Consider the following 20,826-nt stretch of genomic DNA (forward strand, 5'->3'; position numbering starts at 1 on the left):
GAGTGATGGCCTGGGGGGAAGTTCCCGGACACGCTAGAGCTCACGGGTCGTTTTGGCGCCTTGGGCGCATGGGGGAGGGAAGCTCCATGTGGTGGCCAACGTACCCAGATACATGCATTCTTTAGGGCATGGTATCGGTACCATGTTGATTCGGTCACCCTTCCTTCCTCTCCTCTTCGAATCCATGCGCGCCAATGGACATGAAGCGATAGCCGACGGCATCCAGCGCGAGCTCGAGCTCCCAGCGCCGACGGCGGGGCTCGTGAGCGAGATGACGGTTCCGCTTCCGACGTTCCGCGCAGCGGTTTCCCTCGCCGCCGAGCGGCTTGGAGACGAGTGTCTCGGTCTTCATCTCGCCCAGCGCGTGCCGCATGGCAGTTATGGGCTCCTCGAATACGCCGCGCGCAATGCCCCCGATGTCGGGGAGGTGCTGAACCGCATTGCGCGTTACTTGCCGTTGGTCTCGGACACCACCCGCATCGAATTGCGAAAGCTCGAGCAAGAGTGCTCTCTCGTGCACTTCGTGCCCGAGGAGCCCGGGGCCATGGGTCGGCACGCCAATGAGTTCAGCCTCGCCATCATCCTGCGCGTCGTGCGCGAGGCGAGCCAGGTCGCCGTCTCCGCGCGGCGTGTGGAGTTCGCACATAGCGCCCCGGCCGACATCACGGAGCTGGAGCGCTTCTTCGGCACGTCGAACATCGTCTTCGACGCAGGCCACAACCTCCTCGCCTTCGAGGAGCGCACGCTGTCGCTGCCCATCAATGGGAGCGATCGCGCGCTGCTGCCTTGGCTCGACAGCTACGCCGCCACGATGCTCCCGCACGAGTCGGCGCTCGCCGCACGCATCCCCGGTTTGCACGAGCAGATTCGTCTCTGTCTGCAGACCAAAGAAGCACCCACGCTGGCCGAGGTCGCGCGCCGCATGCAACTCAGCGGACGCACCTTGCAGCGCCGCCTCCAAGATGCGCGCACCTCGTTTCAGGACGTACTGGACGCCGTCCGGCGCGAGCTGGCCGAGTCGTACCTGTCCGACCCGAAGCTGACCGTTTACGAAATTGCATTGCTGCTCGGTTATTCGCATCGCAGCGGGTTCGAACGCGCCTTCATGAAATGGTGCGGAACCACCCCGCGCGAATTCCGACTCCGCCGCGCACGTGCATCGTGATTCTCCGCGCCTCGTGCGCTCGTTTTTTTAGGCCCACACCGATTTCGTCAGGTTCAAAAACATGCTTTTTCGATCTTCGTTCCTACCAACTCTCTTCGACTGGCTCGTGAAGAAGGGTGCGACCGACACGGTGGCCACCATCCAGCGCGAGCTCGAACTGCCCGAGCCCACGGGCGAGGTGCTCAAGGTCATGACCATTCCGTTGACCGCATTTCGCGAAGCAACGGATCGCGCCGCCGCCGCGTTGGGCGACGACTACCTCGGCCTGCACATGGCCATGGAGCGGCAGCCGGGGAGCTACGGGCTCGTCGAATACGCCGCACGCAATGCGGCCGATATCGAGGACGCGGTGAGCCGCGTCTCGCAATACATGACGCTCCTCTCGGATTCGGCGCGCATCGAGCTGCGCAAGGGCCCGAACGAGGCGTCCATCGTGCACCGCATCCCCGGCGAACCCGGATGCATGGGCCGCCATGCGAGCGAGTTCGTGCTGGCCACGTGCCTCAGCGTCATGCAGGAGAGCACGGCGAAGCCGGTCAAGCTGCTGCGCGTGGAGTTCGCGCACCCGGCGCCCGCCGACGTGACGCCGCTCGAGCAGTTCTTCGGAACGACGCAGCTGCACTTCGAGGCGGGCCGCAACGAGCTCACGTTCGATCGCGAGGTGCTCTCTTACCCCATGGTCGAGGGCGATCCGCAACTGCTGCCCTGGCTGGAGAAGTACGCGGACTCACTCATGGTGCCGGAGTCGGGCATCATCCAGCGCATTCCGGGCCTGCACGAGCAGATCCGCCAATGCCTGCAGGCGCGCGTGACCCCCACCCTGGCCGAGATTGCAAAGCGGCTGCAATTCAGCGGGCGCACGTTGCAGCGGCGCCTGCAGGAGGCCCACACCTCGTTCCAAGAGGAGCTCGACGAGGTGCGGCGCGACTTGGCCGAGATGTACCTGCGCGATCCGAAGCTGACGATCTACGAGATTGCGCTGCTCCTCGGCTATTCGGACCGCAGCGGCTTCGAGCGCGCCTTCATGAAATGGCGCGGCGCCACCCCCGGCGGTTTCCGCCGGAAGATGGCGCAGGCTGCGACGCAACAGGTTGCCTGAGACCGATCAGGTCTTGTCCGAGAGGCCGAATCCCGCGTGCAATGCGCGGACGGCCAGCTCGGTGTACTTGTCGGCAACGAGACAGGAGACCTTGATCTCGCTGGTCGAGATGGCCGAGATGTTGATGCCCTCCTGCGCGAGGATGCGGAACATCTTGGCCGCGACGCCGGCGTGCGAGCGCATGCCCAGGCCGACGATGGAAACTTTGACGATACCCTCGTCGTAGCGGACCGACTGGGCCTTCAGCGACTTGGCCACTTCCTCGATGAACGGCTTGGCCCGGGGCAAGTCGGTCTTGAGGACGGTGAAGGCCACGTCCGTGCGGCTCTCGCCATTGTTACCGACGGCGGGGCTCTGGATGATCATGTCGACGGAGACGTTCTTCTCCGCGATGGTGCCGAAAAGCTCCGCCACGACGCCGGGCTTGTCTTCGACGCCCGCAACCACCACGCGTGCTTCGTTCTTGTCGTACGCCACGCCGGTGACGACCACCTCTTCCAGCGATTTGTCTTCTTTAGTCACCCAGGTACCCTCCGCGTCGGAAAACGAACTTCGAACGTGGATCGGCACGCCATACTTCATGGCGATTTCCACGCTCCGGATCTGGAGAACTTTGGCGCCGAGCGAGGCCAGCTCCAGCATTTCTTCGAACGAGATTTTCGGGATTTTGCGGGCCTCGGGGCACACGCCCGGGTCCGTCGTGTAGACGCCGTCGACGTCCGTGTAGATCTCGCAGACGTCGGCCCCGATGGCCGCGGCCACGGCGACGGCGGTGGTGTCCGAGCCGCCGCGTCCCAACGTGGTGATGTCGCCGTTCTCGTCGACACCCTGGAAGCCGGCCACGACCGCGATCGCGCCCTTCTTGTGGGTGGAGAAGATCTTCGAGCCCTCGATGGCCTTGATGCGCGCCTTGCTGTAGGCGCCGTCGGTCAGGATCTTCACCTGGTGGCCAAGCAGCGAGCGGGCCTTGCCGCCTTCCTGCTGGATGGCCAACGCGGTGAGCGCCGCCGAGACCTGTTCGCCGGTGGCCGCGATGACGTCCATCTCGCGCGCATCGGGAATTTCGGTCACTTCGTGGGCGAGCTTGAGCAGGCGATTGGTTTCGCCACTCATCGCACTCACGATGACCACGACTTGATGGCCCTGGGCAGCGGTTGCCAAACAGCGGCGGGCCACGTTGCGAATCCGGTCGATTGATCCGACCGAGGTGCCACCGAACTTCTGCACGATGAGCGCCACGTTGTCCCCTTACTTGAGTGTCACATGTAGGTTGAAAAACAGGTACTCTCGCGGGGCCACGACCCTTCGAAAGCGGGTCCCTGTTTAGGTTAAATGACGCAAACTGGCAACGGACGGACGCAAGACATTGAGCGCTTATGGCAGCTACATCGTCGAAACATTCGTCACATTGGTGGCCGTGTGCGCCATTGCCTTCGTCGTGCTCTACGGTGCGAAGCGGTTGGGCATGGGAAAATCCAGTGGCGCGATTCAACTCGTGGGGCAATTGCCCCTCGACGCCCGCCGCTGCATTTACCTGGTGAAGGTCGGCGGCCAAGTGCTCGTGGTCGGCGTGGGCGAAGGCGGCTTCACCAAGCTGGCCGAAATGCCTGAAAGCGCCTTTCCCGGGTTGCCCGAAGCGGGGGCGGCGGCGCCGAGCGGCTTTGCGGACGTACTGGCAAGGTTGCGGCGCGCGAAGGGCGAGGACGCGAAGGAGGAGGACTCGTGAATCCGGCGGTGGACGATGCGCTTGGCCGGCCGCTCGCGTTGGTGGTCGCACTCGCGCTCGTGTCGTTGATTCCGTTCGCCTTCATGAGCGTGACCGCGTTCGTGAAGATCTCCACGGTGCTGCAGATCGTGCGCAGCGCCATCGGTGCGGCCTCGGTGCCATCGAACACCGTGATTTTGGCGCTGGCGAGCGCGCTCACGTTGCTGGCCATGGCGCCGGTGGGGCAGAAGATTGTCGATAGGGCGGAGCCCCTTTGGTCGGGTAAAGGACCGAAGGACACGATGTCCCTGGTTTCCCAGGGCCTCGAGGCCGTGCGCGAACCCATGCGCGATTTTTTGGCGGCGAATGCGTCGGAGCGTGAGAAGACGCGCTTCCTGGACGTCGCGCGCAAGACGCGCGCGGAGCCGGATCGGGCGGCGGTGACGGACAGGGACCTGCCGATCCTGATTCCGGCGTTCGTGGTGACGGAGCTGACGGAGGCCTTTGCGATCGGGTTTCTCTTGTTCCTGCCCTTCCTGGTCATCGACCTGGTCGTGTCGAACGTGCTGCTGGCGCTCGGGATGCAAATGCTGAGTCCGACGCAGGTGAGCCTTCCGTTCAAGCTGCTCCTTTTCGTGGCGATCGACGGCTGGGGGCTGCTGGCGCAGTCGCTCGTCTCGGGTTACCGGTGAGGGCGTGGATACGGAAAAGGGGCCAATTTGGCGAGATCTCGGGCGATCTCGGGCAGCTAAGCAACGAGGTGCTTGACTTCTAAACCGCGGCGCGTAGAGTCCGCGCCCGTCGCTGATGTTGGGGCAATAGCTCAGCTGGGAGAGCGCCGCGTTCGCAATGCGGAGGTCAGGGGTTCGATCCCCCTTTGCTCCACGAAGTACTCGAGGGATTTCGGCTACTTGAGAGAGTGGCCGAAGCCAAAACGCCGAAACTGGCGCCAAAGCCTCCCGTGAGTTCAGCCGGGAGAACAGGGATGGGTCGCCGAACCCGACGGAGAGGTTTTCCGCTTCGCGGATGTAGCCCTCCGTGGTTCGAGGACGAGATCGCGGAATAGGCCTCACGGGTCGCGCTGGCAGCGCGAGCGGCCACGACGGGTCAGGTCAGATGAAGTAGAAGTGACACGTGATCGAGCGCGTGTGCATTCATATCGGAGAGCCGAGAGTACTGAAAAGACGACCAATCGAGCACGCGCGCCACAAGGAGAGCGCCGATGAGCGAGTACCAGTGCTACGAGTTCGTCGCCATTGATCAGCCGCTCACGCCGAAGCAGATGGCGGAGCTTCGCGCGATCTCCACGCGCGCGGAGATTACATCGACCCGCTTCTGGAACGAGTACCAGTGGGGTGACCTGAAAGCCGACCCTGCGAAGCTCGTCGAGCGTTATTTCGACGCGCACATGTACTTCGCCAATTGGGGAACGCACCGACTGATCCTGCGCGTCCCGCTGGCACGGATGGATGCGAAGATGTTCAAGGCATATTTCGTCGGCGATACCGTGAGCGTGAAGGTCGCCGGCAAACACCTGATCTTCGACCTGCACAGCGAGGACGAAGAGCCCGACTATGACGAAGAAAGCCAAGGATCTCTCGCCGCGCTCACGCAGCTCCGCGCGGAGCTGCTGCGCGGCGATCTGCGCGTCGCGTACCTCGCGTGGCTGCTCGCCGTTCAAGCGGCCGATGTCCCCGAGACGGACACGGAACCTCCGGTGCCCGCAGGCCTCGCCGCGCTCACGGCCGCGCAGGCGACGATGGCCGAGTTCCTCCGCATCGACGGGGATCTGATCTCGGCAGCCGCGGAGGCAAGCGAACAAGATTCCGTCGATGGGCGCGCGCTCCGGAATTGGGTTCGTGAGCTCGCGCCTCGTGCAAAGGATGAATGGCTCCTCCGAGCGGCGAGCGATCCCAATCTCGCGCTCGGCGGCGAGCTGCTGCGCGCGTTTCGCGGGAATGCGAAACCGGCGCAGAAGGTCGGACGCCGCACCGTCGCCGACCTTCTCGTCAAGGCCGAGGCGCATCGCGAACGGCGCGAGCGTACGCAAGCCCAGCGAGCAGCAAAGGCGCAGAGGGCCGCGGAGACCGCGAGAACCAAGCGGCTCGATCGGCTCGCCACGCGCGTCGAGGCGGCGTGGAAAGAGCTCGAAGCGCTGGTCGAGAAAAGTGCTTACGACGATGCGATTGCGCTCGCGATCGATCTGCGTGACCTCGCCAAGCGCGACGGCATGTCCGTGCAGTTTGCGGAGCGGTTCGAGGCGACGCGAAAGCGTCAGCTCCGACGGCGCGCGTTCTTTGCTCGATGGAAACGCGAGAACGAGGCGAGGCGATAGTGAACGCGCGCGTGACGGTCGACGATTTTCGCGGCGATCAATTCCGTCCGGGCGACACCACGGAAACGGGCAAGCAACCACCAGCGATTGCGAAGCCGCCTACGTCGGACGACGCCCATGCAAGGGAGGCCACCGAACGAGATTTCAGAAGCCAATCGGAGTGAACGTCTCGGCTAGTTTCGTTCCGCGGTCCGCGCGCACGTTTTGCATCTCGACGCAAAGGCCGGAGCCCATCTACCTCCCATCAGCGCCATCGGCCCGCGGCCCACGTTCGTGGAAGGGGCGCCCCGCTCCGAATCGCATGGAGGGGGGCGTCGAGGAAGGCGCGGACGCCGGCGATAACCGCCGGCAGAGTGAGCCCCTTCTCCGTCACGCCAGCTCGGTTGAGAAAACCTTTCCACTGGGCGGTCTTCTGCGGGTCCTCGCGGAAGGCGGAGGTGAAGGCCACTGGCTCTTCGGTCTCCTCGCTCGTCGCAAGCTCCGATGCACTCGAAGACGCGGCTCGGCCACCCTCACCATTTTCCCATGCAATATCAACAGCTTGACCCCTACTTTCCTCGCCCTCCGCCAAGGTGTTCGATCCCCCTTTTGCTTAGATTGAAGAGGGTTTCGGGCACTTGGGGAGTGCCCGAGGCTGAGACGGCGCGGGGTCGCGCCGACGAGAAGCAAGTGCGTCCGTAGCAGGGCCGGGCGCCCGCGCTCGGTTGCTAGGGAGCACCCTAGTTCTCGTCCAGGAGCTCTACGTACCCTTCCGTTCCGTTCACGCGAATTCGCTGGCCGTTTTTTATCCGTTTGGTGGCGTTCTCGATGCCGACGACGGCGGGCAAGCCGTATTCGCGTGCGATCACGGCGCCGTGGGTCATTAGACCGCCGACTTCGGTGACCAGGCCTTTGATGGATACGAACAAGGGTGTCCAGCTGGGGTCCGTAAAGGCGGTGACCAAGATGTCGTCTTCTCCCAGGGCGGCATCTTCCATCTTCAAGATGACGTGCGCGCGGCCCTCGATGACTCCGGACGAAACAGGAAGACCGACGATGGCGTTGGCCGGGAGGTTCTCTCGCTTGTACTTGCCCACGACGATTTCGCCATCCGATGTGATGACGCGGGGTGGAGTTAGCTTCTCGTAAGACGAATGCTCATTTTTGCGCTCGTCGATGATCTGGCGGTTCAGTTCCTTCGTGCGCACGACTTCGCGGAGCTCTTGAAAGGTGAGATAGTAGATATCCTCCTTTTCATCGATAACGCCGGCTTGTACGAGTCGTTCGGCTTCCTTCAGCAAAGCCTGCCTATACACGAAATAGCGACTAACCTTGCCATATTTCGGATATTCACGATAGCCGATGAAGCTCCGAACGAGGCCGATCATTCGCTTCGTCTCTTTGGCTTTCTCTTCACCATCGGGCAATTGCTTCAAGCGCGCCAACAACTCTTGTTCTTTTTTCAGGGCCTCCTCTCGACCTTGCTCGAACTTTCGGCTGGCGGCGTTGGGCTCGAAGTTTTTGATGTTGCTGAGAATCAAGGGAACGAGCGCCGTCGGGGTTTCACTCCAACGAGCTCGCGTGATGTCGATTTCGCCCGCACATCGCATTCCGTACTTGTCGAGATAATCGTTGATGGCGTCTCGAACTTCTCGTCCACCGTCGAACGCGAGCAGGCCATTCAAGAGGCCATCGTCTTTTGCATGCCGGAGATATTCGATCACTTCTGGATAAGGACGAATCACATCGGCAAGATCCAGCAGTGCCAGGCCCATTTCCGAAGTGATGTTATTTGGCACGGATTGAGAAAGCACGTCTGCAACGTTTTTCTCGTCCAGCCATTCCTTCATTTTTTCATTGAGCCACACGGACGCATTGATGGCAGCCAGGAATACGGCCGAACTCTTCGGATCGAACAGAATCCTTTTCAGCTCCTTGAGATCCTCCAGGATGAAGTCGATCAAATCCGTACCTGACTTGGTCTGAATGGACCTTTTCAGCTCTTCTATCGATGCCTGACACTGCTCAATCAGTTCAGAAACGATTTTCGGATCGTTTTCGATCTGGGTACGAGAGGGCGAAAACAATGCATTTTCGTTGCCTTTCTTCTCATCATTCGGCAGCGGTTCGATGAAGTCGCCTCGTTCCGTGATGGTCACGAGTGCATCTTTCATGAGGGGATCGTGTTGCCCCATGGCATTCAGCAAAACTTCTCGACTGGCAGGCGAGGCTAGACGCTGTGTGACATCGACGAACAATCTTCCAGCAGCTTTGAACATTGATCCAAACGCGGTCAGCTGGAACAAGGATATCCCCAATGGCTTCATGGGGTCGGTCATCATTTGTTGATGGGCGACCGACACATAAACGTGATTGCCGCCGTCATTCCCTTCAGGAATGGGGTACAAAGTCGTGATCGGTCGGCTTTGGACAATGTAAATTACCTCGTCGACCAAGCACCATTCGATATCTTGGGGGCACCCGAAATGTTTTTCGATTTTCCTACCCAGGTGCTCGAGCTGCAAGATCTGCTCATCCATCAACGTTTGGCTATTCTGCCGTTCGGGCTCAATCGCCTCTTCTTTCGTACCGCCACCTTCCAGGGCAAGAATCGCTAGCTTCTTGGAAGATACCTTCTTGTCGATGATCTTGCCGTTGCGCACACGGTAGACATCCGCATTGACTCGGCCGGAGACCAGGGCCTCCCCAAGTCCGAAGCTGGCATCGATGGATACCACTTTCCGATTGGACGTGATGGGATCGGCCGTGAAGAGAATTCCCGCGGCTTGCGGGAAGATCATCTTCTGAACGACGACGGACAGGTGGACCTTTCGGTGATCGAAGCCGTTCTGAAGGCGGTAAATGATGGCCCTGTCGGTAAATAAGGATGCCCAGCACTTGCTGATATGCCTCAGGATCGCTTCTTTTCCGATGATGTTCAGATACGTGTCCTGCTGTCCTGCGAAGGAGGCAGTCGGCAGATCTTCCGCTGTAGCGCTGGAGCGTACGGCATAGGCATCGTTGTCGCCAAGGCGTGCAAGATGCCGATAAATTTCATCGACGATTTTCTGTGGAATGGCTATTCCTTCGATGACGTTTCGAATCCTTGCGCCAATTTCACCGATGGCGTTGCCGTCGTCTGCTTTTAGAAGGGACAACCGATCCAGTAGAGAACGGACCTCATCGTGATTCGCAACGACTTCCTTGTAGGCTTCGGTCGTGACGCAAAAGCCGTCCGGTACTTTTATTCCTTCAATCCTGGCGAGTTCCCCCAGGTTGGCTCCCTTGCCTCCGGCCGTCGCAAGCTTTGCTTTATCGATTTCGTGAAAACCAAGCGTATACGAATCCATGCGCGCCTTCCTTTCTGCTTGCAATCTCGGAAACGGTCAGGTAAGATGGTTGTAGATTCGTAATTCGGAGCTCCTGTAAATGCCATTCATGGGGTGGCAATTTATGAGATTTGATTCGCTCCGTCCAGTCGATTGTCTGGATTGTCTGTCATCGTAGTGCCTTGACGCGCTCGATACCGATCGCATAAGAAGGACACAGATGCGGTCGACGAGCCGACGGCGGTTCTGCGCGCGTACCGAATAAAGCGGGTACGCTCGAACGATGACCAGCTTTCATGTTGCGCATCCGCCGCGGCGGAATGCTCATTGGGAGAGCGCGCGGGAGCACGGTAAGGCGTGGGCGCTCGCGATGGGCATGCTCGGTGGGCGGCCGTGGAGCGAGGATGCGTTCGACGCGATGGAGATCGCTCGGATGTGCGCCCTTGGTTTTCCAGATGCACCGAGCCTCGCGCTGAATCTTTTGAACGACTGGTTCGTCTGGGCTCTCTTCGTGGACGACCATTGCGTCATGGCCTTCAAGCGCTCGCGCAACGTGGACGGCGCCACGCAGTACGTGGAGCGCCTGGTTGCCGTGATGGCTGGCGAGCGACCCGCGAAAGCGAATCCCGCGGAGCTCGGCCTGGCCGACGTGTGGGCGCGGACCGCTGACGTCATGTCCGCCGACTTCATGAAACGGTTGGCTCGGAGTACGACCGAGTTGCTCCGAGGTAATTCGTGGGAGCTTGCTCATATGGCACGGGAGCGTACGCCCGATCCATTCGAATACGTGGGCTTCCGCCGGCATGGGGGCCGTCATCTCTGGGCAACGAACCTCGTCGAGATATCGCAAGGAACGGAGCTGCCCGACGAATTGAGAGCCACGCCTCCGCTGCGCACACTCGAGGAGGCATTCGCCGATGGTCTCGCGCTGCTGAACGACATTCACTCGTACGAGCGGGAGATCGCGAGCGAACGCGAGACCAGCAATGCCGTACGGGTCGCGGCCACGTTTCTCGATTGCGGCGCCGGGGAAGCCGTCCGACACGTGGAGACGCTGCGGGCGGCCAGACTGCAGCGATTCGAACATGCCGCGCTCACGGAGCTGATTCCCTATTTGGAAGAACGCGGCGCGAATGCGAGCGTGCATGCCCGAGCCATCGAATACGTGAATGCTCTTCGAGATTACCAATCGGGCATCGCCGAAGCACACCGCCACTCGAGCCGTTATACGAGCGGGCCTCGCGATGCGTCTTCGCGCCCGACGAGGTATCGAGAGCGGCATTCACTCCGGAAAAATAGCGCGGGCTATCCTTTCGCGCTGCCCTCGTTCTACATGCCGTGGAAACCCACGGTGAATCCGCACCTGGCCGAAGCGCGTTTCTACGGGAGGCGATGGGCGCAGGAGATGGGCATCGTGGGTGAGGCACCGGGGTGCGTTTGGGATGCGCGCCGCTACGATTCCCTCGAGCTCGTCCTATTTGCTGCGTTGACGCATCCTCGTGCGCCCCGGGCGAAGTTGGAGCATTTGGGCATATGGGATATCTGGGCTTTTGCGCTCGATGACCATTTCGTTCGAGCCTACAAGGCGACACACGATCTCGCGGGGGCGAAGGCGTTCGTCGAGCGGCTGCCGGCGTTCATGCCGCAGGGCAGCGCAGCCGCCCCGCACCCCACCAGTCCCGTGGAGCGAGGCCTCGCGGACGTATGGACGCGAACGGCGCCCGGCATGCGCGATGAAGTCCGATCCCGATTTCCGGATTACGTCATGGCCTTTGCGGAAGGGAACCTGTGGGAGCTCGGCAACGACGTTCAAAAGCGCATTGCCGATCCCATCGACTACGTCGAAATGCGCCGCAAGACGTCGGGGACGGAGTTGTCGACGCAACTCGGATTTCTGAGCATGGCCGAGCCGCTGCCCATCGAGCTCGCGAATTCCACGCAGCTTCGGAATCTCGTCCATGCCTTCGCGGACAATGTCGGCTTTCGCAATGACATTTTTTCCTACCGAAAGGAAATCGAGGACGAACGCGACGTCAACAACGGCGTCCTGGTCCTTCAGCACTTTTTCCAGTGCGAGTTGCAGCAAGCCGTGGAGGTGGCCAACGCGGTCATGACCTGCAGTGTGCAGCGATTCGAACGGATCGTGACCACCGATCTGCACTCGCTGTTCGACGAGCTTCGCCTGAATGCGCGCGATCGCCAGGCCGTTCGCGAGCATGCAGGCGCGCTCGCCTCGTGGCTGGCCGGCGATCTCGCATGGTACGGAGAGACCGGCCGCTACGCTGCACGCTAACCGCGTGAGGCCATCAGGGATTCAAGTTTTCGTCAGGGGGCGGGGGCGGCACGTTGCAGCCATACACTTCGCAAGGGGGCGAGAGGGCGGGCACGGCGAACGTGTCACGCGTGGGGTCCACGCCGGGCACTTTGTCGAGAGGACCGTACCCAAGGACCACCTCGACGTCCGAACACGCATGGGCGTAGCTCGTACTTTGGTCCGAGCATTCGATGCGAGACACGGAGGTAGTGCAGATTCCCGCGCCATTCACGGTGCCATCTACACATTGCGCGGCATCGACGACGACGGGCGATGCGAGGTCGGCGATGCGACGTATGCGCCCCAGGTGAATCAGAGCGCCCGTGGTGGTCAGGGAAAATGCCGAATCCGTTCGGTTTCCCCGGGGAAACACGATACGCGCACGGCCCCGATCCGTTTCGATACTTAGATGGTACGTATGGGGCTCAGGCAACTCGATGCGAAATCGATGTCCTGGGTCGAGTGGGACGGATAGCTCCCGGCCCGTCTCGTCCGTGGCGACGAGCGCGCGCGGCTGCCCGGCGAAGGATGCGGCTTCAATCGTCCCGTCGGCGACGGTCGGTGTTGGGCCAGGGACGTCGTCCGAGCTGCTGCAGCCCAAAGCCGAGAGAGTAAACATGGCACCAAAAGCGTATCGTGCGATTGTCATGGTATGGCCTTCCGAGCGAACGTGTCGCTCGCAACGCAGGCCCCGTGCCACGGCATTTCTCTCGAGTATTCGAGAAAATGTCACGCCTTCGAGGATTGGAATTTCTCCAACTCGAATTGGATTTTTTCCAAGCTTGACATCGTTGGGGTCCCTCCCATACAGCGGCACAATCGCCGCGAACAATGACCTGCAAGAGGCCCATCCCATGCTTTCGCCGTTAGAAGTCGTCCAACGTCAGTTTGACGCATACAATCGTCGCAACCTCGAAGACTTCTTGGCCAACTTCAGCGAGAACATCAAAGTCTTCCGACCGCCGTCGCCCGAGCCGGCCATCGTCGGCAAACGCCAGCTGGCAGAGTTCTACGCGAAAGAGCGATTCAATCGGGACGCGCTGAGGGCGGAGCTGGTAAGCCGCACCGTGCTTGGGAACAAGGTGTTCGACTTTGAGCGAATTTGGGGCGTCCGAGAGACACCCTTCGAAATGATGGCCGTCTTCGAGGTGCAAGACGGCGCGATTCAGACAATCTGGGGGTTCGTCGCGGACTAGCGGTGCACGTCCGCCACGGTCTCAGGCGCTGAACATTTTCCGCAGCAGGCTGGGGACGATGCCCGCGGCATAGCCAATGGCCACGCCGACAACGCCCGCGTAGCCGATGCAGCTGCACCCCATCGCGCCCACCAACACCGCCATCGCCGAAGCACCGAGCCAGAAGCCCGCGCCTGCCTGACGGCGGTGGCCGATGGCGGCGACGGCAAGGCCTGCGACGATGCCGCCCACGACGCATGCCGGCATGCACAAGGTCATGCAGCTGCTGCCCGTGCACACGTGGTTGACGTGGTTGGCGCAGAGCGCGAAAAGAAGCGGCACCATGCCGGCGGCCAACCCGGGAAGCACTCCGCGCTTCACGTCGCGTCCGTACCAGAGCATGACCGCACCCATCACGAAGGCGGCCAGCCCGAAGGAGATGGCCAACGACGGACGGTGCGTGAAGGCACACGCCAAGCCGATGATGATCCATATGGGGGCCAATCCGAGGAGTGCGCGCCATGTGCGGGCCCACTCGTAACGCAGGCGTGCGCGGCGCTCGATGCGATGGAGATCAATCGAGTCCATAGAGCCTCCTAAATGTGCCTCGAAGGCGGTCGAGCGCACGCTCGCGTCGTTTGCGGAGCGTACTTCCACCTACGGCCGGCGCCTCGTCCCAAAACGTGGCCACCAGCGCATCGCGATCCATGTCCGAGAGCTCGCCCAGCGCGGACAATGCGGCTTGCGCCAGGTCGCGTTGAACGAACTCGTCCTCCCCGTGCGCGCCGGCCGGCTCCGGCGACGCCTCCGGAGGGACTTCCTTGCGGCGGAAATGCCGCCGTTGCAGCGTCTTGCACTCCCACGCTGCAATGGCGAAGGCCCACGGCATGGCGCGCCGGCGCCGATCGTAATCCGACGCGCGCTCGAGAATCTTTTGCATGGCCTGCTGCGCAGCGTCTGCGGCGTCGGCCTCGCTCTTCAGCATACTCGTGCAAAAGCGCAGGACCGGTCCCCAGAGTTGTTTGAACACGGATGAAAACGCAGAACGGTCGCCGTCGGCGAGGCGAGCCATGAGCGCATCGAGCTCTCCTCCGTCCATCGTTGGGATTATCCGACGAGCCGGCGCGCACGACGAAGGATCTCCTCTCCCGTTTTCGACTCGGGCGCGCTGAGGGTCACCCAAAAGCCGGGACCGGCCGATTGGACATCGACTTTGAGGCCGTCCACGTCCAGGGCGCAGTCGGAGGACTGCTGGGCCGCGATATGGCGGGCCAAGGAATGGCGCAACCACTCCGCGGTGAGGCCGGGCTCGGCTTGCACATAGAGGCGGGCGCCCCGAAGCACGGGGAAGGTAGCGCGACCGACGTGCTCCTCCGGGCGGTACGGCTCCACGGAAACGACGTGGCGTTCCCGCAGCTCGCATGACGGCGATGTCGCGGCCGTCGCCGCCAAAGAAACCGTGGGGATGCCGAGCACGCTGCCGGCGAGGACGAGAACGGTAAGGGCTTTTCGAGCGAACATGAAACCTCCTTGCGACGTCTAGGCAGGAGGTCGCGCGAGCGTGACCGAAAAAAAAGAGGTCACGGGCGGCGGTGTCGCCGCCTAATCGCTCGAAAGGACGAACGACATGAACATGGGAAAGAAGCTCTCAATCGCGGCGGTCATGGGAATCATCGGCGCGGCGGCCGCTTTCGGTAGCGCGCAGGCCGCAGCCAAACTCGGAACCGACGAGTCGGCCGCGAGCGACAAGGCGGCGTGCGGGAATCACGACGGAGGCAAGTGCGGCTCGATCAAGGAGCCACGCACGTCGCTTCCCCGTTGATCACCGTGCAAATCTGGCCGGCGAGGCAGAGCACGGCGGCGCACGCGGAGGGCACGATCCCGTCTCGAACGAGAACGCTCGTCGTGTCCCCGCGCACCAGTTCGAGCACTCCGCGCTCGAGGGTGACCGAGGAGGTGCGCACCGACCCACTCGCGGGGCGAAGTTGGAGCTCTCCAGCCGACTCGTCGGCGCACCATTTGCCGCTCTCGGGCACGGTGCAGGGAGCGACGACACAGCGGATGTCCGGGTCGACCAACGCCGCTTCCACCTTGGCGGTGTAGCTGCCGTCGGCATCGAGGAAGAGCGTTTCATACTCGCCGAAGTCGCTCGATCCATCGCGGCGCCATGTAAAGGAGCCTACGAATGCAGGCGCCACGCTGCAGAGTTCCCCTTCCGAGACCTTGCTCGCACCGCGATCTCCGCCGGCGGTCCCACCGGATTCGGCGGAGCACGCGGTGATGGCTACGGAAGCAGGAACGATGAGAAGAATGGCAAACAGGGATACTCTAGCGGTGGTCATGGTGATAACGCACTAGCGAGAACCGTGCTAGCAATTCAATATTTCACTCTGGCGTTGGCAGCTTCGCATCGCATCGGAGGGCCCGCAGTTTTTAGCGCGCGCAGCGTGACGATTTGCGCATGTAGCTCGTCCATGCGCACCCGATCCATTCGGCCGGCCCCGTTGAATGTCGAAGGCGGCACGTTCGCCCAGTCGGTTGTGCAGCGCCCACGTCGCCGAAGACCTCGCCATCCCTTGCCACGCCAAGATAATTCGAATTATCGAATTACCAAATAACCAATTACCACGATACCTGAATGACCGAGGTGTAGCCGGTGGGTTTGATCGTCGTGCCGCCGACATTGCCGCCGACCTCCTCGAGGTCGACGGTGGAGAGCGTCTCCAAGAGACAATGGCGCATGGTGGGATCGAGCGATACGTCCGGCGCGAAGCCCAGATGGATGGAGTTGTCGACGCGCGTGACCATGACGTTGACCTTGCCGCTGCTTCCCGCGAGGCACGAGCGGAGCATGTCACGCCGCGACTCCAGCGAAATGCTCAGCGGCTTCGAAGGGTCCTCCGCCTTTCTCTGCGGGAGGCGCACGAGGGACGGATCTTCGGCCGCAGCGCTCGAGGGCGGTGGGGCCGTGGCCGTCGTGCTTGCGCATGCACTGCAGAGCAACACGGAAATCATGACAACGCCGGCGCGACTCATGATGGTTGTTAGGAAGCATGACCCACGCGGCGCCTTCGTGCACGGACGGCGCACGTTACCTTGCAGTAAAGTGCCGCGCGGGCAGGTCACATCGGCGGGCGACGTACGCCGGTCACCTTGATGAGGTTGTCGACGGCGCGGAGCAGATCCTCGTGGTTCACCGGCTTGGCCAGGTGGTAGTTGAACCCGGCTGCGAGAGCACGGCGCCGGTCCTCCTGGTACGCGTATGCGGTGAGCGCGATGGCGGGAAGCGCACCGCCCTTGTCTTTCGGCAGAGCGCGCACACTTTGCATCAATTGATATCCGTCCTCGCCGGGCATCCCGATGTCGCTGATGATGATATCCGGCTCGAAGGATGACAGCGCCTCACGCGCTTCGGAAGCCGAGCCGGCCAATCGGATGACCGCGCCTCGCGTCCGGAAGAGCGCCTGCAAAATCTCGCGGGCATCCGGATCATCGTCCACCGCGAGGACGCGCACCCCCTCGAGGCGGGACCCCGTTTCGGAGCGCGCGGGCCCGGCCGCCGCAGGCTGCCCGCGGGCCGCGCCAATCTGCGTGGGTGCAACCGCACGAATGGGGAAACTTGCTGTAAATGCTGCGCCTTGACCGGGTCCGTCGCTCGTGGCCGACACGCTACCTCCATGAAGCTCGACGATGTGTTTCACAATCGCAAGACCGAGACCAATGCCCCCCACCCGGCGCGCGGGCCCGTGCTCGGCTTGATGAAATGGTTCGAAAACGTACGGAAGAAAATCGCGCGCGATGCCGCGACCATTGTCCTCCACGCGAAGCTCCGCGGCCGAATCACGCCGCGATAGCTGCACGCGGACCGTTCCCCCTCGATTGGAGAACTTCACCGCATTGGACAAGAAGTTCCATGCGATCTGTTGCAGGCGCACGGCATCGCCCACGAGCGCGAAGGGCCGATCGAGCCCCTCGGATTCGAGGGAGATCTCCCGGGCCTCGGCCGCGGGGCGGACAACCTCGAGGGCGTCGCCAACGATTTGGGCAAAGTCCACTTGGGATACTTCGATACGCAACTTGCCCGTGACGATCCGCGACATATCGAGCATATCGTCCACGATGGTGATCTGCGCCTCGGCATTGCGCACGATGGTATCGGCTGCTTTCTCGACGGTGGCTGGATCGTCGGCGGCGGTTTTCAAAAGAGAAGCCCACCCGAAGATGGCATTGAGCGGCGTTCGAATCTCGTGCGAAATGGTGGCGAGGAATTGATCCTTCAGCCTGCTGGCCTCCTGCATACGCGCCAGCTCGAGCCGATCGTGTTCGGCCTTGCGGCGTTCGGTCAAATCTCGGGTCACCTTGGCGAAGCCCACGAGAGCGCCTGTCTCATCGCGCAGTGCGGTGATGACCACGTTGGCCCAGAAGTGCGAGCCGTCTTTGCGCAAACGCCAGCCCTCGTCTTCGAAGCGGCCATCGCGGGCGGCGACCTCGAGCTCCATCTCGCACACGCCCTGGGCGGCGACCTCCGGCGGATAGAAGGTGGAGAAATGCCGGCCGATGATCTCATGAGAAGCGTAGCCTTTGATGCGAGCGGCCCCCGCGTTCCACGTGGCCACGTAGCCGCGGGGATCGAGCATGAAGATCGCGTAGTCCTTGATGCTCTCGATGAGGACGCGGAATGTCGTCGGAATGACTCCGCTTCCAACGTCCGCATCCAGGGAGTGAATGCGATCTTCGAGATCCCCCGGGGGGGAGGCCTTCTCGAGATCTGCTCTGCTTGGGTCAGCTAGATCTTCACGGCCGTTGTTCATGGAGTACGTCCTCGAAACTTAGGAATAGCCCCCCGCTACGGCACTGCTTCGCTTGGAAAAACGGCCTGTATCGCACGTTCTAGACCGTTCCTGACTGTGTAGCGCCAATGCGCAAATCGCACAAATGCCGGATGAAGGCTGACAAAAATGCCTCAGTGTGCGGTTTGGCCGCGGCTGGATTGAACACGTTCATGTCCACCCCGGACCTCGACAAAGACGACGCAACGGGATCGCGTCGCGCGCCGATGGATGAGGGAGAGATGCAACGTTCGACAGCTTCGTACGGGGGGAATGTGGCCACGCCATCGCGCGTACGACGGAGCGTGCTCGAGCCAATTCGCCGTCTTCGTCTGGTGCTGCGCCAGGCCGAGCGTGTGGCACGCTGGTCCACCGCTCCGTCCAAATGGGCCCGCCCGGGCCTGGCTTCCGCGGACGACGGCGTCACGTACCCGTATCGGGTTTACGAGCGCGCCGTGCGCATTGCGCGGATGGATCCGGATGCCGACCTGCGGTTCGAGGCCGGAAAGAGGACGAACTTGGCGCTGGCCGCCCCGTACTTCGATGGCCTCATCGTGGCGCCGCATGCCCCACTTTCGTTCTGGCGCGCCCTCGGTCGCACATCGAGGCGACGCGGCTTCGTGGAGGGCATGGAGCTTCACGGGGGTTGCGTCGTTCCAGCCATCGGCGGCGGGCTTTGCCTCTTGTCGAACGCGCTCTTCGACATGGCCCTCACCCTGGGCTGGGTGGTCCTCGAGCGCCATGGGCACTCCTTGGAAGCCATCCCTCCCGCCTCGGGCACCTTGTGGGGCATCGATGCGACCGTGTTCTGGCCCCATGTGGACCTGCGCATTGCACCGCGCGAAGGCGACGCGCGGCTGGGTGTGCGCGTCGCGCACGGAGTGCTCCGCCTGACGGTGCATGCGCGGTCGCCTGCGGCGTACGATTGCAAATTGCACACGTTGGACGATCGCACCTACCTGCGGCGCGCCGGCGTATTCCGCGAGAACCGCGTCGTGCGCGACGTCGTTCATCGGGCGACCGGCGAATGCATCGAGAGCACCGTGATCGCGCACAATCGCAAACGGCTGCTCACCCGGGATGAACGAGGCGGCTGCAGCTCGTGCAAGGTTCACGATTGCGCGAGACGCGGGTGACGGCATTGCATTCGAAATGGGAGCGCGCGCTTCGTGTTCTCGCGGGCACCGACGCGGGACGGCGGATGTCCGCCCGCTTTGCTGCGCGGCTCGGCGCCGACGCGTGGATCGCGCGCAGGCTCGACGATGCGTCCGCCGAGGTGACCGCCCCCACGTGCGGCGCGCTGGCCACCTTCGCAGAAGCGCGCCGGCGGGGCATTCGCACCGTGCTCCTGCACGACCTGCCGCTGCTCCGGCCGATGCACGCGGACCTCGATCGGGCGGCGCTCGTGCACCCTGAGTGCGCGTTCTTGCGACGCTACCGCGCGCCCGCATCCATCGTGGCGCGGCAAGAAGCCGAATACGTGCTGGCGGATACCATTTGCGTGCGCGGTCACTTCGCCCGCGAGCAGTTGATGGCGCGGGGCATTCCAGCGACGCGCCTTCGCGAACTCCCTTCGAAGGAGGGGCCCATCCCAGCAGCCGCGGCCCGCCGCGGAGGTCCTGATCGCGTGTTGCTCCTGGCCGGATTGGCGACCGCACGGCATGGCACGATGGAGCTGCGTGCCGCGTTGGCGGCGCAGCCTCGTTGGACCGCCGTCGTACGTGCCGGCGAGGGGCTCGATCCGCCCGATCTGCTGGCGCACCCGCGCATTCGCGTCGCCACGCGCGCCGAGCTCGAGCGGCTCGATGGCATCGATGCGGTGGTCGCGCCTTCCTGGTGCGAGAGCCACGCGCCCGAGGTTCTTCGCGCCGCCCGGCTGGGTGTGCCCGTGGTGGCCACGCAGCGCGCGGCCGGCTTCGTCCATCTCGCCGCGGCGGGCGTGGAGATCGCCCCCGGCGATGCGGCAGGCCTCGCTGCCGCATTGGACATGCTCCAGCGGGCGCGCGGCCTACGTCTGACGGAGAATCGCGGCCAACACGGCCTTCGTGTCCGATAGCTCGGGAAAGGTCACATGGGCGCCCGCCGCGCGCAGCTCCTCCTCGGAGAAGACCCCCGTGGCCACCGCAACGGCAAGGGCGCCGTGCTCCAGCGCCGCCGCCACGTCGTGAGGGGTATCCCCAATAACAACTACCGATTCGGCGGCGAACGGCACCCCATGTTTTTGCGTCGCATTGCGCATCGCTGCGCCAACCAGATCCGGTCGGTGCGCCGACAAAGATCCGTAGGCGCCTATTTCGAAATCCAAATGGACGTGCAGACCGAATGGAACCAGCTTGTGCCCGGCGATCGACGGCAGGTTGCCGGTCACCAGTGATTGCACCACATTGGGCAACGCACCCAATGCCGCCAAGGCCTCCCCTGCCCCCGGGAATACGCGCCCTCGCTGGGCGAGGGTACCGCTGTCCTCGGCCACCACGGCCTCCAATGCGGCGAACATCTGCGCGATGAATTCCTCGGTCTGCTCCACGCCGTGCGAGGCGAGAAGCTCCATCGTGATGGACCTCTCCGTCCGACCCGACAAGGTGGGATGGTGCCGCAATTCACTGCCAATGGCTTTGAGCCACGCCCGCTCGTACCAGCTGCGGCCGAGGCCCGGCAGCTCGATGAGCGTCATATCGATGTCCCAGAGGACCAATGTCGTTGGTGAGTTCACGCCGTACATACTGCCATGCGTCGTAACTCATCACTAGGCCTTCGCTAAAAAAGATTTCGCGTCCAGAAAAATAGTTCGTAATACCACTTTGCCCATGCTATTGACTCCGCGACCACGAGTTCGCTCGGGGACCTTCGCGGCGGGTGAGATATGAGCACCCCGGAGCGCTGCGGATGTTCTTGC

20 protein-coding genes and 1 tRNA gene are annotated in these 20,826 nt (G+C 62.7%); 11 read left to right on the top strand and 10 right to left on the bottom strand.

Annotation, left to right across the window (positions count from 1 at the left end; genetic code table 11):
- Positions 1 to 142 precede the first annotated feature (142 nt).
- Both LZC95_41250 and LZC95_41255 read left to right on the top strand, forming a co-directional pair.
- Complete coding sequence (locus LZC95_41250) at positions 143 to 1,165, top strand: AraC family transcriptional regulator (protein ID WXA92864.1); 1,023 nt, start codon at positions 143 to 145, stop codon at positions 1,163 to 1,165.
- 61 nt (positions 1,166 to 1,226) lie between these two features.
- Complete coding sequence (locus tag LZC95_41255; protein ID WXA92865.1) at positions 1,227 to 2,264, top strand: AraC family transcriptional regulator; 1,038 nt, start codon at positions 1,227 to 1,229, stop codon at positions 2,262 to 2,264.
- A 6-nt stretch (positions 2,265 to 2,270) separates the two neighbouring features.
- Here LZC95_41255 and LZC95_41260 read toward each other — a convergent pair whose 3' ends face one another.
- A complete protein-coding gene (locus LZC95_41260; GenBank protein ID WXA92866.1) occupies positions 2,271 to 3,503 on the bottom strand; it encodes an aspartate kinase in 1,233 nt (410 codons plus the stop codon).
- Positions 3,504 to 3,630: 127 nt separating this feature from the next.
- Between LZC95_41260 and LZC95_41265 the strand changes: the two genes are divergently transcribed.
- The 4 genes from LZC95_41265 (at position 3,631) to LZC95_41280 (ending at position 6,304) form a co-directional block, all read left to right on the top strand.
- Positions 3,631 to 3,990, top strand: a complete 360-nt coding sequence (locus LZC95_41265) for a flagellar biosynthetic protein FliO (GenBank protein ID WXA92867.1) — start codon at positions 3,631 to 3,633, stop codon at positions 3,988 to 3,990.
- On the top strand, positions 3,987 to 4,661 hold the full coding sequence (gene sctR, locus LZC95_41270) for a type III secretion system export apparatus subunit SctR (protein WXA92868.1): 675 nt from the start codon (positions 3,987 to 3,989) through the stop codon (positions 4,659 to 4,661). The genes LZC95_41265 and sctR overlap by 4 nt, the downstream gene beginning before the upstream one ends.
- Positions 4,662 to 4,781: 120 nt before the next feature.
- A tRNA-Ala gene (locus LZC95_41275) sits at positions 4,782 to 4,854 on the top strand.
- Between the two features lie 337 nt (positions 4,855 to 5,191).
- Positions 5,192 to 6,304, top strand: coding sequence for a hypothetical protein (locus LZC95_41280; protein ID WXA92869.1), 1,113 nt, complete (start codon positions 5,192 to 5,194; stop codon positions 6,302 to 6,304).
- Between the two features lie 719 nt (positions 6,305 to 7,023).
- Here LZC95_41280 and ppsA read toward each other — a convergent pair.
- Positions 7,024 to 9,633: a phosphoenolpyruvate synthase gene (ppsA, locus tag LZC95_41285; protein WXA92870.1), complete on the bottom strand. Its 2,610-nt coding sequence runs from the start codon at positions 9,631 to 9,633 to the stop codon at positions 7,024 to 7,026.
- 262 nt (positions 9,634 to 9,895) lie between these two features.
- Here ppsA and LZC95_41290 point away from each other — a divergent pair, with 262 nt between their 5' ends.
- Positions 9,896 to 11,905: a hypothetical protein gene (locus tag LZC95_41290; GenBank protein WXA92871.1), complete on the top strand. Its 2,010-nt coding sequence runs from the start codon at positions 9,896 to 9,898 to the stop codon at positions 11,903 to 11,905.
- Between the two features lie 13 nt (positions 11,906 to 11,918).
- On the opposite strand, the gene LZC95_41295 is transcribed toward LZC95_41290, so the two are convergent.
- Entirely contained in the window at positions 11,919 to 12,545 is a 627-nt protein-coding gene (locus tag LZC95_41295; GenBank protein WXA92872.1) for a hypothetical protein, read from the bottom strand.
- A gap of 235 nt (positions 12,546 to 12,780) precedes the next feature.
- Here LZC95_41295 and LZC95_41300 point away from each other — a divergent pair, with 235 nt between their 5' ends.
- Positions 12,781 to 13,122 (top strand): nuclear transport factor 2 family protein, encoded by a 342-nt coding sequence (locus tag LZC95_41300; GenBank protein WXA92873.1) that lies wholly within the window; start codon positions 12,781 to 12,783, stop codon positions 13,120 to 13,122.
- A gap of 21 nt (positions 13,123 to 13,143) precedes the next feature.
- Here the strand turns inward: LZC95_41300 and LZC95_41305 are convergent, their stop codons facing one another.
- The 3 genes from LZC95_41305 to LZC95_41315 are packed head-to-tail and all read right to left on the bottom strand — an operon-like array spanning position 13,144 to position 14,622.
- Positions 13,144 to 13,689, bottom strand: coding sequence for a hypothetical protein (locus LZC95_41305; GenBank protein WXA92874.1), 546 nt, complete (start codon positions 13,687 to 13,689; stop codon positions 13,144 to 13,146).
- Positions 13,676 to 14,200 carry a sigma-70 family RNA polymerase sigma factor gene (locus tag LZC95_41310; GenBank protein ID WXA92875.1) on the bottom strand — a complete coding sequence of 175 codons (525 nt, stop codon included), beginning with the start codon at positions 14,198 to 14,200 and terminating at the stop codon, positions 13,676 to 13,678. The genes LZC95_41305 and LZC95_41310 overlap by 14 nt, the downstream gene beginning before the upstream one ends.
- A gap of 8 nt (positions 14,201 to 14,208) precedes the next feature.
- Positions 14,209 to 14,622, bottom strand: a complete 414-nt coding sequence (locus tag LZC95_41315) for a hypothetical protein (protein WXA92876.1) — start codon at positions 14,620 to 14,622, stop codon at positions 14,209 to 14,211.
- Between the two features lie 106 nt (positions 14,623 to 14,728).
- Here LZC95_41315 and LZC95_41320 point away from each other — a divergent pair, with 106 nt between their 5' ends.
- Positions 14,729 to 14,923 (top strand): hypothetical protein, encoded by a 195-nt coding sequence (locus LZC95_41320; GenBank protein WXA92877.1) that lies wholly within the window; start codon positions 14,729 to 14,731, stop codon positions 14,921 to 14,923.
- On the opposite strand, the gene LZC95_41325 is transcribed toward LZC95_41320, so the two are convergent.
- From LZC95_41325 to LZC95_41335, 3 genes are all read right to left on the bottom strand, one after another.
- Positions 14,892 to 15,443, bottom strand: a complete 552-nt coding sequence (locus tag LZC95_41325; GenBank protein ID WXA92878.1) for a hypothetical protein — start codon at positions 15,441 to 15,443, stop codon at positions 14,892 to 14,894. The genes LZC95_41320 and LZC95_41325 overlap by 32 nt on opposite strands.
- A 280-nt stretch (positions 15,444 to 15,723) precedes the next feature.
- Positions 15,724 to 16,137, bottom strand: a complete 414-nt coding sequence (locus tag LZC95_41330; GenBank protein ID WXA92879.1) for a hypothetical protein — start codon at positions 16,135 to 16,137, stop codon at positions 15,724 to 15,726.
- An 86-nt stretch (positions 16,138 to 16,223) separates the two neighbouring features.
- Positions 16,224 to 17,912: an ATP-binding protein gene (locus LZC95_41335; GenBank protein WXA92880.1), complete on the bottom strand. Its 1,689-nt coding sequence runs from the start codon at positions 17,910 to 17,912 to the stop codon at positions 16,224 to 16,226.
- 191 nt (positions 17,913 to 18,103) lie between these two features.
- On the opposite strand from LZC95_41335, the gene LZC95_41340 reads away from it, so the two are divergent.
- On the top strand, positions 18,104 to 19,066 hold the full coding sequence (locus LZC95_41340; protein ID WXA92881.1) for a VanW family protein: 963 nt from the start codon (positions 18,104 to 18,106) through the stop codon (positions 19,064 to 19,066).
- On the top strand, positions 19,033 to 19,986 hold the full coding sequence (locus tag LZC95_41345; protein ID WXA92882.1) for a hypothetical protein: 954 nt from the start codon (positions 19,033 to 19,035) through the stop codon (positions 19,984 to 19,986). The genes LZC95_41340 and LZC95_41345 overlap by 34 nt, the downstream gene beginning before the upstream one ends.
- Here LZC95_41345 and LZC95_41350 read toward each other — a convergent pair.
- On the bottom strand, positions 19,939 to 20,643 hold the full coding sequence (locus tag LZC95_41350; GenBank protein ID WXA92883.1) for a haloacid dehalogenase-like hydrolase: 705 nt from the start codon (positions 20,641 to 20,643) through the stop codon (positions 19,939 to 19,941). The genes LZC95_41345 and LZC95_41350 overlap by 48 nt on opposite strands.
- Positions 20,644 to 20,826 lie beyond the last annotated feature (183 nt).

The organism is Sorangiineae bacterium MSr12523 (assembly GCA_037157775.1).
Taxonomy (GTDB): Bacteria; Myxococcota_A; Polyangia; order Polyangiales; family Polyangiaceae; genus Pendulispora; species Pendulispora brunnea.

What these genes read in the sequence shown, in the direction of transcription:
- LZC95_41250 (WXA92864.1), top strand. Translation starts at nt 143, where the DNA reads ATGTTGATTCGGTCACCCTTCCTTCCTCTCCTCTTCGAATCCATGCGC.
- LZC95_41255 (WXA92865.1), top strand. Translation starts at nt 1,227, where the DNA reads ATGCTTTTTCGATCTTCGTTCCTACCAACTCTCTTCGACTGGCTCGTG.
- LZC95_41280 (WXA92869.1), top strand. Translation starts at nt 5,192, where the DNA reads ATGAGCGAGTACCAGTGCTACGAGTTCGTCGCCATTGATCAGCCGCTC.
- ppsA (WXA92870.1), bottom strand. Translation starts at nt 9,633, where the DNA reads ATGGATTCGTATACGCTTGGTTTTCACGAAATCGATAAAGCAAAGCTT.
- LZC95_41290 (WXA92871.1), top strand. Translation starts at nt 9,896, where the DNA reads ATGACCAGCTTTCATGTTGCGCATCCGCCGCGGCGGAATGCTCATTGG.
- LZC95_41295 (WXA92872.1), bottom strand. Translation starts at nt 12,545, where the DNA reads ATGTTTACTCTCTCGGCTTTGGGCTGCAGCAGCTCGGACGACGTCCCT.
- LZC95_41300 (WXA92873.1), top strand. Translation starts at nt 12,781, where the DNA reads ATGCTTTCGCCGTTAGAAGTCGTCCAACGTCAGTTTGACGCATACAAT.
- LZC95_41305 (WXA92874.1), bottom strand. Translation starts at nt 13,689, where the DNA reads ATGGACTCGATTGATCTCCATCGCATCGAGCGCCGCGCACGCCTGCGT.
- LZC95_41310 (WXA92875.1), bottom strand. Translation starts at nt 14,200, where the DNA reads ATGGACGGAGGAGAGCTCGATGCGCTCATGGCTCGCCTCGCCGACGGC.
- LZC95_41315 (WXA92876.1), bottom strand. Translation starts at nt 14,622, where the DNA reads ATGTTCGCTCGAAAAGCCCTTACCGTTCTCGTCCTCGCCGGCAGCGTG.
- LZC95_41320 (WXA92877.1), top strand. Translation starts at nt 14,729, where the DNA reads ATGAACATGGGAAAGAAGCTCTCAATCGCGGCGGTCATGGGAATCATC.
- LZC95_41325 (WXA92878.1), bottom strand. Translation starts at nt 15,443, where the DNA reads ATGACCACCGCTAGAGTATCCCTGTTTGCCATTCTTCTCATCGTTCCT.
- LZC95_41330 (WXA92879.1), bottom strand. Translation starts at nt 16,137, where the DNA reads ATGAGTCGCGCCGGCGTTGTCATGATTTCCGTGTTGCTCTGCAGTGCA.
- LZC95_41335 (WXA92880.1), bottom strand. Translation starts at nt 17,912, where the DNA reads ATGAACAACGGCCGTGAAGATCTAGCTGACCCAAGCAGAGCAGATCTC.
- LZC95_41340 (WXA92881.1), top strand. Translation starts at nt 18,104, where the DNA reads ATGTCCACCCCGGACCTCGACAAAGACGACGCAACGGGATCGCGTCGC.